A 12,977-nucleotide genomic window follows, 5' to 3' on the forward strand; every position below is an offset into this window, starting at 1 on the left:
GACCAGGGTGCCGCCTCGGCTTTTGTGCATGTGGTTCACAACGCTGGGTTCAATGTTCAGGGTAAGTCACCTGCTGTTCGGATCCGACGACAGCACCCTCGCTCAGCTTCGCCGCATCGACGTGTCCGGGGCCGAGCACGTGGGCGACATCGAGATCTCGTGCCAGCAGCCAATCGGCGATGAGTCTGCGGTGGCAGCGCCACCAGACGGCCTCCGAGCACATGAGCGCGCAACGGCTGGTCTCACCCCAGCTGACGAGGGTGTCGAGGTCTTCGCGAAAGCCCTCGGACAGGGCATGGTCTGCATAGTTGTGGAAGCTGCGGTTCTGCCACCATCCATTGACCTCTAAGGGCACAGTGCGACTGACGGGACGCCGACCCGTCAGCTCGTCGAGCCGCCTGAGTTCGATCCCCTCCTCGGCGAGTGCGGTGGTCAGCGTATCGGCGTTGAACTGGGGGTTCTTGTTCGAACCCGGCAGTTTGCGGACATCGACGACCACCTCCGTGCCGGTGTCGGTGAGCAGATCGATGAACTCGTTCAGGGACCGGTTCGAATGTCCGATCGTCAGGAACGGCGCGATGTCGGAGGCCGGGGCAGCTCTCGTCATCTCTTCTCGACGCGATGGAGAGCGCTGCCCTTGTGCGCGGCGATGTGATCGGTCTTATCGCTTCTGATCTCGTACTGCGGCTCGTCGGCCGAGGCCCTGCGATTGTGACCCTTGTACTCGAAGTCCGAGGTGTGGACCTTGGTGATCGTCCCCGAGACCTCTCCGGCCTCTGAGTTCCACGCCACGTGGTCACCGACGGAGAATTCGGCTCCCATGATGCCTCCCTGCTGCCGAGGATTGCTGGTGGCTCCATCCAAGCATGAACCGCAGCAGAGGGGAACCCGGTGTGGGATTCGGGTGCTCTCGGCTGCGGTTCGTTGTTGTCTGACCGGTGCGGACGCACCGAGTCGCTGGGGACTGTCAGGAGTGCCGGCCTAGGAGCGGTCGGTGCTGAGGTCGACGATGAGGGCGTCGATGAAGGATTCGCAGGCGGCGATCTGCTCGAGTTCGATGAATTCATCGGGAGCGTGGGCCTGGGCGATGTCGCCGGGTCCGCAGACGACGGTCGGGATGCCCGCCTCGGAGAACAGACCCGCCTCGGTGCCGTAGGTGACCTTGTCATCGGTGGCGATGCCGCCCCAGTCCGCGGCGAGCGAGACGATTTCGGCGTCATGCGGAGTCTCGCAGCCAGGGGCCTCGGCTTCGATGGCGAAGTCGACGCCCGCATCCGCGTTCTCTGCGGCCATGGCCCGGCCAAGGCGCTCGGCCTCGGCGCGGAAGCGAGCGATGAGCGCCTCACGGTCGACCGTGCCGAGTGAGCGGAACTCGAACTGCACGCTCGCCTCGGCGGGGATCGTGTTGACGGCGATGCCGCCGGTGAACGTGTTCGCCGTGACCGTCGTGAAGGGCACGACATAGGCCTCGTCGAAGGGCCCTTCGGTGCGGAATTCGGCGGCAACGGCGTGGACGAAGGCGACGAACTCGGAGGCGTAGGCGATGGCGTTGACGCCTTCGGGCGTGAGCGAGGAGTGGGCGGCGACGCCGTGGAAGTCGACACGGAAGACGTTCATCGACTTGTGCCCGCGGATGACGCGCATGCTCGAGGGCTCTCCGACGACGCAGCCGCGGGGAGCGAGCTCGGCGGCGGTGATCGCCTCGACGAGGCTGATGGCGCCCACGCATCCGATCTCCTCGTCGTAGGAGAAGGCGAGGTGGATGGGTTCACGCAGCTGGGCGGTGGCCAGTCGCTCGAGGCGGGAGAGGATGACGCCGATGAAGGACTTCATGTCCGCACTGCCGCGGGCGAAGTACTTGCTCTCGCGGATCTCGGGCGTGAAGGGGTCCGAGGACCAGTCCTGGCCGTCGACGGGGACGACGTCGGTGTGTCCCGACAGCACGATTCCGCCGGTGGTCGTGCCGTCGGCGGCCGGGATGGTGGCGAGCAGGTTCGCCTTGGTGCCCTCGGCGTTCGGGATCCGCTGGAAGCTGATGCCCGCGGCGGCGAGACGGCCCTCGACGTGTTCGATGAGCGGGAGATTCGAGTCCCGGCTCGTCGTGTCGAAGGTGATGAGATCGGTGATCTCGGCGATGGTGGCCTCGGCGGGCTGAGCTGGCACGACTGCTCCTGTTCGTCGGCTGCGGATGGTATCGATCCGGTCGTGTCGTCGATCTGCGGGGAGGGCTGAGTGCGCCCCGGTGCAGAACGGCGGCGACCAGACGCCTTCACTCTACTGGGCGGACTTCGGGCGGATGCGCACCGGCTCGGTGGGCGAGACCTCTGAACAGGCGGACCGGGGTCGGGATCGGGGTCGGTCGGGATCGGAGAGCATGTGGAGCACGCGCACGTCGATGTGCGATGACCACGGCGCGTAGCGGCGCTCAATCGTTAGACTGAAACGATGAACCCATCTCTCCCCTCCGACTGGCGTCCGTGGCGGGCGCCCTCTCAGTCAGAGGGGCGCCGGCCCGATCGCTGCGACCTCGAGCTGGCCCGGCGCTGTGGCAGCGGCCGTGACGACGTCCTTCCCTATCCGGACGATGAGCGATGTGCGGGAAGAGTGCGTCTCCTCATCGTCGGCGTAAACCCGAGCCCGTGGACCGCAGCTGTCAACGCGCCCTTCGCCCGACCGGGGAATCGCTTCTGGCCTTCGCTCCATCTCGGCGGAGTCATCGAATCCGCCGTCGACGCTTCTCGCGGATTGTCTCGTGCGGATGAGCAGATGCTCGCGGAGCGGGGCATCGGCATGACCAATCTGGTCTCTCGGCCCACAGTTCGAGCCGACGAGCTCGATGCCGCTGAGCTCCGGCGCGGCGGTGAACGGACGGTCGGGCGTGTGCGCACGATTCTCCCCCGAGCAGTCGCCGTTGTCGGCATCACCGCGTTCCGAGCGGCGTTCAGCGCACCGCGTGCTCGAGTGGGAGAGCAGGACCCGAGCAGGATCAGCGGATGGCCCGATGGCACAACGCTGTGGGCCCTGCCCCATCCCAGCGGTCTGAATGCCCACGAGACGGTGGACAGCCTGGCTGAGCATTGGCGGACAGTGTGGGCCGCGGTGAACAGAGGCGACGAGTCGGATCAGCCGTGTGAGCAGCCCGGCTCTGAGGCGCGATGACTATCTTCTGGTGGCACACAACCCCGTCGTGGCCTCACAACCGCGAGTTACCTAAATAACCACCCGTTGCACCGGTGCGGTGTGAGGCTGACGGTGTCCGATGCTCAGATCCGCGCGAGGATGAGCAGGGCTGCATTGGCGGCGTCGAGGCCGTCAGCAGGGATCTCTGCGGCCATCTCCTCGCGCATGACCGCACGTTTGACCGGGTCCATCGTCAGCTGAGCTGAATAGGTGAACACCATCGACAGCCAATCGTGCTTCGAGGAGTGGAGGTCTTCGGTGAATGAGGACTCGAAGGCAGTGAATCCCGTGGCGCGCAGCTGGGCGAGAGCCGGATGCTCGACGGGCTCGAAGGACTCTGCAGCGCCTGCAGTTCCCAGACTCGCGCTCGTGCCTTCGGGATGGAATCGTGCGGCGATCGCCTCGAGCCGGGTGCGCAGATCACCCTTCGGTTCGATATCGTTCCAGGCCAGGGCCAAGCTTCCTCCGGGCACGAGGAGCGTCCGGATCCGCGGCAGGGCGACCAGCGGATCAACCCAGTGAAAGGACTGTCCGAAGCTGATGAGATCGAAGGTGCGGTGTTGTCCATCCCAGTCCTCGAAGGTCGAGACCTCCACCTCGAGGCCTTTCGCCCGAGCCATGGCGGCCATCTCGGCATCGGGCTCGACCGCCAGGACCTCGGCGCCGGCATACTTGAGCTGGGAGGCGAGGATGCCCGTGCCCGAACCGACGTCGAGGATTCGCGGAACCTTCGCGCCGGAGCCGGCGGCGTGCATGATCGCCGTGATCAGCGCGGAAGGATATCGCGGTCGGTAGGCGTCGTAGTCGGCGGCCACCTCGCCGAATGATTCCGCACGCTCACGATCCTCGAAGTACTCCATCCACCGAGCGTATCGCCCGCGAGCGGGCCGACGGCATCGTGTGAACGGGTATGTTCGCGTCAGACTCTGCGCGATGAAGGTTCGGGGAATCCGTGAGACTCAGACCATTATCGACGAGCGTCGGTTCGAGGGGGTCTACCTCAAGGTTGCTGTTCCTTCTCCTACAGGTGGTCGCAGAACCACCCGGTGCAACGGTGTGGTGTGCGGGGCACGAGGCGTTGTGCTGCTGGAGCGTGGGTGTGTCAGCAACGGTGTGGGATGCTCCCGACCGACCTCTCGCCAGGACTCCCCGCCGGATTCCCAGCTGTGAACTCGCCTGCGGATGCAGGCCGACCGCCGGGATTTCGCTAGAGTCGGTGCCCAGGGGGTAACGATGTCGATCGAGAAAGCACCATCCGTGCCGCGTTTCGGTGCAGGAGGCGGAGCCGGCGGTCCGGCCGAGCTCGGACCCGAGGACCAGGAGCGCGCACGCGGGCTGAAGAGGATGCGCACGCTTGCGCTGTCCCTGCTCATCCTCGCCACGCTCATCTTCCTCTCCACCCACATCTTCACCGACAACACCGGCGTCTGGGGCTTCGTCTCCCGCGCCTCCGAGGCGGCGATGATCGGCGCGATCGCCGATTGGTTCGCCGTCACCGCGCTCTTCCGCCACCCTCTGGGCCTTCCGATCCCGCACACTGCGATCATCCCGCGCAAGAAGGACACGCTCGGGGCGAGCCTGTCGGCCTTCGTCGCCGCGAACTTCCTCCACGCCGAGGCGGTGTCGACGAAGATCCGATCCGTCGAGGTCTCCCATCGCGCCGGCGCATGGCTGGCCAAACCCGGCAACCGGGACATCGTGGTCGACCGTGCCGCGGGTGGGCTCGAGTACGTGCTCGCCCGCATCGACGACGGCTCCATCCAGGCGCTGACCAGAAACGTCATCGTTCCCCGGCTCGTGGCGACGCGGAAGACTCCGGTGCTGGCACAGCTGCTGCGCCAGATCGTGCTCGACGGGGCCCACCACAGACTGGTCGACCTCGTGATCGCCGAGGCGCACACCTGGCTGCGCGACAATCCGCAGGTCATCGACGAGATCGTCCACAATCGGGCACCGTCCTGGGTGCCCGACTTCGTCAACGAACAGCTGGCGAACAGGCTGCAGCGTGAAGTGCTCGGCTGGGTCGCCGATGTCCGCGACAACGAGTACCACAAGGCTCGTCAGGCGCTCGACGCCTGGCTCGTCGACCTCTCCGACGACCTGGAATCCGACTCGTCGCTGTCGGCTCGGGCCGAGGACATCATCAACGACCTGCTCAGCCAGGAGGGAGTCGTCGACTCGGTGCTCGAGATCTGGAACTCGCTCAAACAGCTGCTGCGCGAGGCCATCATCGACACCGACGGCGAGGTCCGCGCCCGCATCTGGCAGCTCATCGGCGAATTCGCCGAGCGCCTGCAGACCGATTCGGACTTCTCACGACGCATCGATGACCGGATCGCCACCACGGCCGGCGATCTCGCAGAGAGCTTCGGGCCGGAGATCGCCAGCGTCATCTCCGACACGATCGAACGCTGGGACGCGAAGGAGGCCGCCGAGCGCATCGAACTCTACGTCGGCCGCGACCTCCAGTACATCCGCATCAACGGGACCGTCATCGGAGCCCTCGTCGGACTGGCGATCCACACCGTCATCGTGCTGCTGCCGGGGTGAGCCAGGCTGGTGGACCCGCGGTCGGGCAGGTCATCCCCGGCGGACGGTCGCGGGCTGAACAGACCTCTGCTCAGGCCTCGGGCGGCTGACCCGTGTTCGCGTCCTGGTGGACGAGCTGGATGAGGTTGCCGACGGTGTCATCGAGAACGGCAGTGGTGACCGGTCCCATCGACATCGGTTCCTGGGTGAAGGTCACACCCAGTCCGACGAGACGGTCGTACTCGGCCTGGACATCATCGACGGCGAACTGGTTGATCGGCACACCATCGGATCTGAGTGCCTCGGTGTACTCCGCTGCCGCCGGGTGCCCCTTCGGTTCGAGGACCACCTCGACACCATCGGGGTTCTCCGGTGAGACCACGGTCAGCCAGCGGAACTCGTCCCCGACGGGAATGTCGACCTTCGGAATGAATCCGAGCCGGTCCGTGTAGAACTTCAGCGCGCGAGCCTGGTCATCGACCGGAATGCTGATCCACTGTGCTCTCATACTGACTCCTTGAAGCGATGCGAAAGTGATGCGGGGTCTAGAGCATACGCGGGTTTCGGCTCGGGAGGAACTGAGATCCGACGTCGGGTTTTCCTCCCTGCGATCACCGGATGACTCCATGGTCACTTGCCGCTGCCCGCGACACGATTGAGGTATGACCACTTCTCAGCTTCCCGCAATCATCACCGCTCGCGGCGTCGCCAAGCACTACGGACAGACCTATGCGTTGGCCGGCGTAGATCTGGGGATCGGCCTCGGCGAATCCTTGGCGATCATGGGGCCCTCCGGATCGGGCAAGACGACCCTCCTGCACTGTCTCGCCGGCATCATCCGACCCGACGAGGGACACATCGGACTCGCGGCGACCGACCGCAACGCGGCCGCCGACATCACCTCGCTCAAGGAATCCGGCCGCATCGCACTGCGACGTGAGATATTCGGCTTCGTCTTCCAGCAGGGGCTGCTGCTGCCCGAGCTCACCGCCGTCGACAATGTCGCGCTCGCCGCCATGCTCGCGGGCATGAGTCGCGCGGAGGCCACCCGCCATGCCCGCGCGTGGCTCGATCGCCTCGGCCTCGCCGAGCATCTCGACAAGCGCATCGGCCAGCTCTCCGGCGGACAGGCCCAACGGGTGGCCATCGCCCGCGCCCAGGTCACGCAGCCCGTGGTGACCTTCGCCGACGAACCCACGGGCGCACTCGACTCCCGCACCTCCGCTGAGGTGCTGACAGAACTGTCGGACTCCACGACGGGCCGTGGTTCGACGCTCGTGGTCGTCACCCACGATGAGAGCGTGGCCGCGCGCTGCTCGCGTGTGGTGCGCCTCGCCGACGGGCGGATCGTCTCCGACTCCGCACAGTCTCCTTCAGGCCAGACGGGCGGGTTACACGCTGATCAGGCACCGCCGTATCCCGACTGCCCGGCACCGACCCGATACGCCGCTCCGCCCGAGCACCAGCCGATGGGTCGGCCCGCTCCGGGCGACAGGTGATGGACACCCGCCCGATCCGTCAGCCGCTTTCCGATCACCGCGTCAAGGAGCCCCTGTGACCACCGCAACCCGTGTCGTCCCGCTCGTCCTCGGCCGCAGGACGGTCACTTCGGCCAGTGCCCTGCTCGTGCTCAGCGCGTTCTTCGCCTGCACCACTCTGTTCCTCACCGTCGCCGCGGGCGCCTGGATGTTCTTCCAGACTCCGCCCTCGCCCGACCCCGAACTGCAGGGGATGGACGGGATGTACAAGTTCCTCGCGAGCTTCGCGACCGTCCTTCTCGTCATTCCGGCCAGCACCTTGGCGTCCGCCTCGGCGACGCTGTCCGCACGCCGTCAGGACGAGCGACTGTCGACGATGTCCCTGCTCGGTGCCGAGCGGTCGGCCATCGTCGCCCTCGCGGTGGCCGAGCCGCTGGTGCCGGCGATCTGCGGAATCGTCCTCGGCGTGCTCGGGTACCTGGGCCTGGCGTGGCCCGTCAGCTTCATCCGCTTCATGGGCGAGCCGATCGGATACGTCGACATGCTCATGCCGCCCCTGCTGGTGGCCGCTGTGGTCGTCTTCCTCATCCTCGTCTGCATCGCCTCGGCACTCCTCGGGCTGCGCAAGGTCGCGATCTCCCCACTGGGGGTGCGGACGAAGGCGCTCGAGCGCAAGTTCCCGTTCGCTCGAGTCATCGTCGCCGGACTCCTCATCCTCGCCCTGCCGGTCGCTCTGACCGTGTCACAGAACGGCGGTCTCGGCATCGGTGTCGTCCTCTCTGCGATCGTCGTCGTCTTCGTCCTCGGCCTCCTCGTCGTCGACCTCGTCGGCGGGTTGCTCATGCGGTGGTTCGCACACCTCAGCGGCAGACGAGCGGCGACACCCGTGAGGCTGATCGCCGCCCGCCTGGTCTCCGACGATCCGAAGCGCTTCTGGCGACGGGTCTCGGGTGTGGCCATGACGGCCTTCGTCGCAGCGATCGGCGGCACCGGCATCGCTCTCATGCAGATCGGCACGGACGCTGCCGAGGGCCCCGAGGTCGCAATGGCACGGGCGGAGATGAACCTGTTGCAGGACATCTTCACCGGAGTCCTGCTCGTCCTGGGCATCTCGATCCTGCTCATCGCCGTCTCTGCCCTGATCAATCAGGTCGCCGACATCTACGACCGCGCGGACACCTTCCAGGATCTCTACGCCGCCGGCATGGACCCTGACACCATGCACCGAGCCATGGTGCGAGCGGTGATCGGTCCCGTCATCTGGGTCTCGCTGCTGGCGGGCGGGCTCGGTCTCCTGCTCGTTCTGCCGCTGGCCGGCGCGGCGCTCGTGTTCAAGCCGATCACCTTCCTCACGATCCTGGCGTCAGTGGCCGTCGGAGTCCTCATCATCCGCCTCGGCCTGCAGGTGGCGAAGCCGATCCTCGTGTCCGTGGCGACGTCGGGACGTTCCCGGGACTGAGGTCGCCGAACCGGCGCCATGCCCGAGCCTGACCGAGGCGGCCCTGCGATTGCGGGGCCGCCTCGGTGGTGTCATGAGCGTCTCCTACCCTGGTGTCGGAACCCCCTGCCGTGGTCCGGGTACAGTTGGAGGGCGCCGAAGGCGGGTGACCGTGGTCGCGGGCGAGTGCCGACGAGCTTGTAGGAAGAGGAACTTAAGTGAGCAACGATCAGGGCTATGACGGTCTGAGGACCCCGCCGCAGGACGTCGAGGCCGAACAGAGCGTGCTCGGAGCGATGCTCCTGTCGAAGGACGCCATCGCCGACTGCGTCGAGATGATGAAGGGCGACGACTTCTACAAGCCCGCTCACGAAACCATCTACGAGGCGGTCCTCGACCTCTACTCCCGCGGTGAGCCCGCGGACTCGGTGACGGTGGCGAACTATCTGACGAAGACCGGCGACCTCGCCCGCGTCGGCGGCGCCGCCTACCTGCACACCCTCATCTCCTCCGTCCCGACGGCGGCGAACGCCGGCTACTACGCCGCGATCGTCAGCGAGCAGGCCGTGCTGCGCCGCCTCGTCGAGGCCGGCACCCGCATCGTGCAGATGGGCTACGACGCCGAAGGCGACACCGACGATGTCGTGAACTCCGCGCAGGCTGAGATCTACAAGGTCACCGAACGCCACACCACCGAGGACTATGTCATCCTCTCGGATATCCTCGGCGAGGTTGCCCAGGAGATCGAACGCAACGGCAACACCGACGGCCAGACCGCCGGTGTGCCCACCGGGTTCATCGAATTCGACAACCTCACGAACGGTCTGCATCCGGGCACGATGATCGTCATCGCCGCCCGACCCGGTGTGGGCAAGTCGACGCTGGCGCTGGACTTCATCCGTTCGGCGGCGATCCACAACGATCAGGCCGCGGTGTTCTTCTCCTTGGAGATGGGCAAGAACGAACTCGTCATGCGCCTGCTCTCCGCCGAGTCCGAGATCCCGCTGCAGAACCTCCGCCGAGGCGAGCTCAGCCCGCACGACTGGACGACGTTGGCGGCGACCGAGGCGCGCATCAACGGTGCCCCGCTGTTCGTCGACGATTCGCCGAACATGGCACTGACGGAGATCCGGGCGAAGTGTCGCCGGCTCAAACAGCAGCACGATCTCAAGATGGTCTGCGTGGACTACCTGCAGCTGATGTCCTCGGGCAAACGCGTCGAATCCCGTCAGCAGGAGGTCTCGGAGTTCTCACGTTCGCTCAAGCTGCTGGCCAAGGAACTCGAGGTCCCGGTCATCGCGCTGTCCCAGCTGAACCGCGGCAGCGAGCAGAGGACGGACAAGCGGCCGATGATCTCCGATCTGCGTGAATCGGGTTCGATCGAGCAGGACGCGGACATGGTGCTGCTGATCCACCGTGAGGACATGTACGACAAAGAGCACGAGCGCGCCGGCGAGGCCGACATCATCGTCGCCAAGCACCGTGCGGGACCGACGATGGACATCCCCGTTGCGTTCCAGGGCGCGAAGTCCCGGTTCGTCAACATGCCGCAGTGACGGCAGGAGGTACCGATTCTGCGGCCAGCAGGTTGGTCGGTACCCAGCTCCCCGGAGCAGCCCCGTATGCCATCTCGAGACAGAGGTGTCGCATCGGGTGTGACAACGGCACCTGCGGCGGCGTTGTCTCGCGCATGAGTCCAGCGTCGTCTGTGTCTCGCCGCCGATCAACCAGCAGAGAAGAGGGCGCGGAGGTTGGCGGTCATTCTGTCTCCCTGGCTGCGGAGCGTCCGTGCGTCATACCGGTGGGGATCCCGATATTCACGGGCTCAGCAGGTCCGCAGCAATTCGCGGTCTCATCGGCCATGCCAAGGCTCGTGTCGCACGAGGCACCGATATCGGCCGAGCAGACTCCGGTTTCGGGGAGGACGAGTTCGACTCTGTCGGCGGCGTCCTGATCTCCGGCCAGGGCGGCGACGATCGAGCGGACCTGCTCGTACCCGGTGAACATGAGGAAGGTGGGCGCGCGACCATACGACTTCATCCCGGCGATGTAGAAGTCCTGCTCTGGGTGGGCCAGCAGGCTCGCTCCATGTGGTGGAACGGTCCCGCAGCTATGGTGTTCGGGGTCGATGAGGGGTCCGAGCTGCGTGGGCGCTTCCACCACCGGATCGAGATCGAGCCGCAACTCACGCAGGAAGTCCAACGCGGGCCGGAAGCCGGTCGTCGGGACAAGCCGATCGACCCGCAAAGACACTGGTCCATCGGGTGTGGCACCTGTGACGGTGAGCTCATCTGCGGATTCGAGTTCGGTGATGTTCATCGACGTGTGAACCTCGATCTGACCGGATTCGACGAGGTGTCGCAGCCGAGTCCCGAGAGCTCCGCGAGCGGGAAGACCGTCTTGGTCGCCACCACCGTAGGCGCTGCCAGGATCGGCACCGCGAATGGCCCAACTGATCCGAGTGCTGGGTTTTTCCTCACTGAGCTGGCCCAGCGCCAGCAGAGTGTTTGCGGCCGAGTGCCCGGCACCGACGACGAGAGCGTGCCGACCTGCGAACTGCTCGCGGTCGCTTCCCAGGACATCCGGCAACGGCGATGTCACGAGCCCGGCGTCACGAGCAGCCGTCTCTCCGATGGCGGGAAGGCCTGCTTGCCCGAGCGGGTTAGGTGTATCCCAGGTGCCCGATGCGTCGATGACTGCACGGACCTCATGGTCGTCGACCTTTTCGTCGGTATTCTGCGTTCGGACGAGGAAGGCCGCGTTTTCACGACCCGGTGTGCGTGTGCGATCCAAACCGACTCGGCTCACGGCGATGACTCTCGTGTTTGTATGGATCGTATCGCACAGCTGAGGGGTGTCCGCCAGCGGTGTCAGGTAGTCGCCCACGAGTTCGGCACCTGTCGGCAGGCAGTCACCGTCGGGCTCCTGCCAGTCCGTGGAGTCGAGCAGTGTGCGTGCGGCTTGATCGATGTTGTACTTCCACGGGGAGAAGAGACCGATGTGGCCCCATTCGAGGATGGCTGCCGCCGGCGTGGGTCCGCCTTCGAACACGATGGGCTCAATCCCTCGTGTGACCAGGTGGGCTGCCGCGGCGAGACCGACCGGTCCGGCTCCGATGACAGCGACCGGCAGGTCGGTGGTGGGTGTGCTGTCAGGCATGATGAGCCTCCGGGTCTGTGGTGGTGAGCTGGTTCGGGAAGAAGGGGGCGCGCGACCAGAGGGCGACGTAGACGAGCGCCACGAGGATCGGGACTTCGATCAGCGGGCCGACGACACCGGCCAATGCCTGCCCCGAGGCGACTCCGTACGTGCCGATAGCGACAGCGATAGCGAGTTCGAAGTTGTTGCCCGCTGCGGTGAATGCCAGCGTGGTCGTCTTCTCGTAGCCGAGGTTCAAGACACGTCCGGTGATCATGCCGATGGCGAAGACAACCACGAAGTAGACCAGCAATGGCAGGGCGATGCGTGCGACGTTCAAGGGGTTCGAGGTGATCTCATCGCCTTGGAGTGCGAAGAGAACAACGATGGTGAACAGCAGTCCATAGAGTGCCCAGGGACCGATGCGTGGTAGGAACCGGCCCTCGTACCATTCACGGCCTTTCGTCCTTTCTCCGATGGTGCGGGTGAGACAGCCTGCAATCAGTGGGATGCCGAGGAAGACGAGCACGCTGAGGGTGATAGTCCAGAGCGAGAAGCCACTGCTGGTCGTCGGCAGTCCGAGCAGGCTCGGCAGCCATTGGAGATAGAACCAGCCTAGGAGACCGAAGGCGAGGACTTGGAAGACTGAGTTGATCGCCACGAGCACGGCTGCGGCTTCGCGGTCACCGCAGGCGAGGTCGTTCCAGATGAGCACCATCGCGATGCAGCGTGCCAAGCCGACGATGATCAGTCCGGTGCGGTATTCGGGAAGGTCGGGGAGGAAGATCCACGCGAGAGCGAACATGAATGCGGGTGCGGCCAACCAGTTGATGAGAAGGGAGGTGATCATCAGCTTCTTATCGGCCAGCACGTGACCGGTCTCGTTGTAGCGCACCTTAGCCAGCACCGGGTACATCATCACCAGAAGCCCCACAGCAATCGGCAGTGAGACTTCGGCGACTTTCACCGAGTCCACGATCCGCCCGATACCGGGGACGAGCCGTCCCAATAGGAGACCGAGGATCATCGCTGCGATGATCCACACCGGTAAGAATCGATCCAGCGTCGACAGCCTCGCTGAAACGGGGGCAGCCGCGTCGACAGTGGTGGGGGTGTTCATTGAACTCCTTGCACAGGTGGGAGATGTCGAGGCCCGGAAACCTCAGAGATCGATATTTGTCGATATATATCTCAACACCACATATCGACATCAG

The 12,977-nt window shown here is 65.5% G+C and carries 12 protein-coding genes; 5 read left to right on the forward strand and 7 right to left on the reverse strand.

Features of this window, described 5'->3' with window-relative positions; translation table 11 throughout:
* Window positions 1-49 precede the first annotated feature (49 nt).
* The 3 genes from IHE57_RS00585 to argE form a co-directional block, all read right to left on the reverse strand.
* On the reverse strand, window positions 50-607 hold the full coding sequence (locus tag IHE57_RS00585; RefSeq protein WP_209370079.1) for a DUF488 domain-containing protein: 558 nt from the start codon (window positions 605-607) through the stop codon (window positions 50-52).
* The gene (locus IHE57_RS00590; RefSeq protein ID WP_209370080.1) at window positions 604-822 is read right to left on the reverse strand and encodes a hypervirulence associated TUDOR domain-containing protein; all 219 of its coding nucleotides are present in this window, start codon (window positions 820-822) and stop codon (window positions 604-606) included. Before IHE57_RS00590 ends, IHE57_RS00585 begins: the two co-directional genes overlap by 4 nt.
* A 159-nt stretch (window positions 823-981) precedes the next feature.
* Window positions 982-2,163, reverse strand: coding sequence for an acetylornithine deacetylase (gene argE / locus IHE57_RS00595; RefSeq protein ID WP_366933812.1), 1,182 nt, complete (start codon window positions 2,161-2,163; stop codon window positions 982-984).
* A gap of 282 nt (window positions 2,164-2,445) precedes the next feature.
* Here argE and IHE57_RS00600 point away from each other — a divergent pair, with 282 nt between their 5' ends.
* On the forward strand, window positions 2,446-3,159 hold the full coding sequence (locus IHE57_RS00600) for a mismatch-specific DNA-glycosylase (RefSeq protein WP_209370081.1): 714 nt from the start codon (window positions 2,446-2,448) through the stop codon (window positions 3,157-3,159).
* A 104-nt stretch (window positions 3,160-3,263) separates the two neighbouring features.
* Here IHE57_RS00600 and IHE57_RS00605 read toward each other — a convergent pair whose 3' ends face one another.
* A complete protein-coding gene (locus IHE57_RS00605) occupies window positions 3,264-4,040 on the reverse strand; it encodes a class I SAM-dependent methyltransferase (protein ID WP_209370082.1) in 777 nt (258 codons plus the stop codon).
* A 373-nt stretch (window positions 4,041-4,413) separates the two neighbouring features.
* Between IHE57_RS00605 and IHE57_RS00610 the strand changes: the two genes are divergently transcribed.
* Window positions 4,414-5,730, forward strand: a complete 1,317-nt coding sequence (locus IHE57_RS00610; RefSeq protein WP_209370083.1) for a DUF445 domain-containing protein — start codon at window positions 4,414-4,416, stop codon at window positions 5,728-5,730.
* Window positions 5,731-5,800: 70 nt separating this feature from the next.
* Here the strand turns inward: IHE57_RS00610 and IHE57_RS00615 are convergent, their stop codons facing one another.
* Complete coding sequence (locus IHE57_RS00615) at window positions 5,801-6,217, reverse strand: VOC family protein (RefSeq protein ID WP_209324423.1); 417 nt, start codon at window positions 6,215-6,217, stop codon at window positions 5,801-5,803.
* A 154-nt stretch (window positions 6,218-6,371) separates the two neighbouring features.
* On the opposite strand from IHE57_RS00615, the gene IHE57_RS00620 reads away from it, so the two are divergent.
* The 3 genes from IHE57_RS00620 (at window position 6,372) to dnaB (ending at window position 10,181) form a co-directional block, all read left to right on the forward strand.
* Window positions 6,372-7,208 (forward strand): ABC transporter ATP-binding protein, encoded by an 837-nt coding sequence (locus IHE57_RS00620; protein ID WP_209370084.1) that lies wholly within the window; start codon window positions 6,372-6,374, stop codon window positions 7,206-7,208.
* A 55-nt stretch (window positions 7,209-7,263) separates the two neighbouring features.
* Window positions 7,264-8,646 carry an FtsX-like permease family protein gene (locus IHE57_RS00625; protein WP_209370085.1) on the forward strand — a complete coding sequence of 461 codons (1,383 nt, stop codon included), beginning with the start codon at window positions 7,264-7,266 and terminating at the stop codon, window positions 8,644-8,646.
* Window positions 8,647-8,843: 197 nt separating this feature from the next.
* Window positions 8,844-10,181, forward strand: a complete 1,338-nt coding sequence (gene dnaB / locus IHE57_RS00630; protein WP_209324420.1) for a replicative DNA helicase — start codon at window positions 8,844-8,846, stop codon at window positions 10,179-10,181.
* Window positions 10,182-10,383: 202 nt separating this feature from the next.
* On the opposite strand, the gene IHE57_RS00635 is transcribed toward dnaB, so the two are convergent.
* Window positions 10,384-11,784, reverse strand: a complete 1,401-nt coding sequence (locus IHE57_RS00635; protein WP_209370086.1) for an NAD(P)-binding domain-containing protein — start codon at window positions 11,782-11,784, stop codon at window positions 10,384-10,386.
* On the reverse strand, window positions 11,777-12,883 hold the full coding sequence (arsB, locus tag IHE57_RS00640) for an ACR3 family arsenite efflux transporter (protein ID WP_209370088.1): 1,107 nt from the start codon (window positions 12,881-12,883) through the stop codon (window positions 11,777-11,779). Before arsB ends, IHE57_RS00635 begins: the two co-directional genes overlap by 8 nt.
* Between the last annotated feature and the right edge of the window lie 94 nt (window positions 12,884-12,977).

The sequence above is a fragment of the Brevibacterium renqingii genome (assembly GCF_017808105.1).
GTDB lineage: Bacteria > Actinomycetota > Actinomycetes > Actinomycetales > Brevibacteriaceae > Brevibacterium > Brevibacterium renqingii.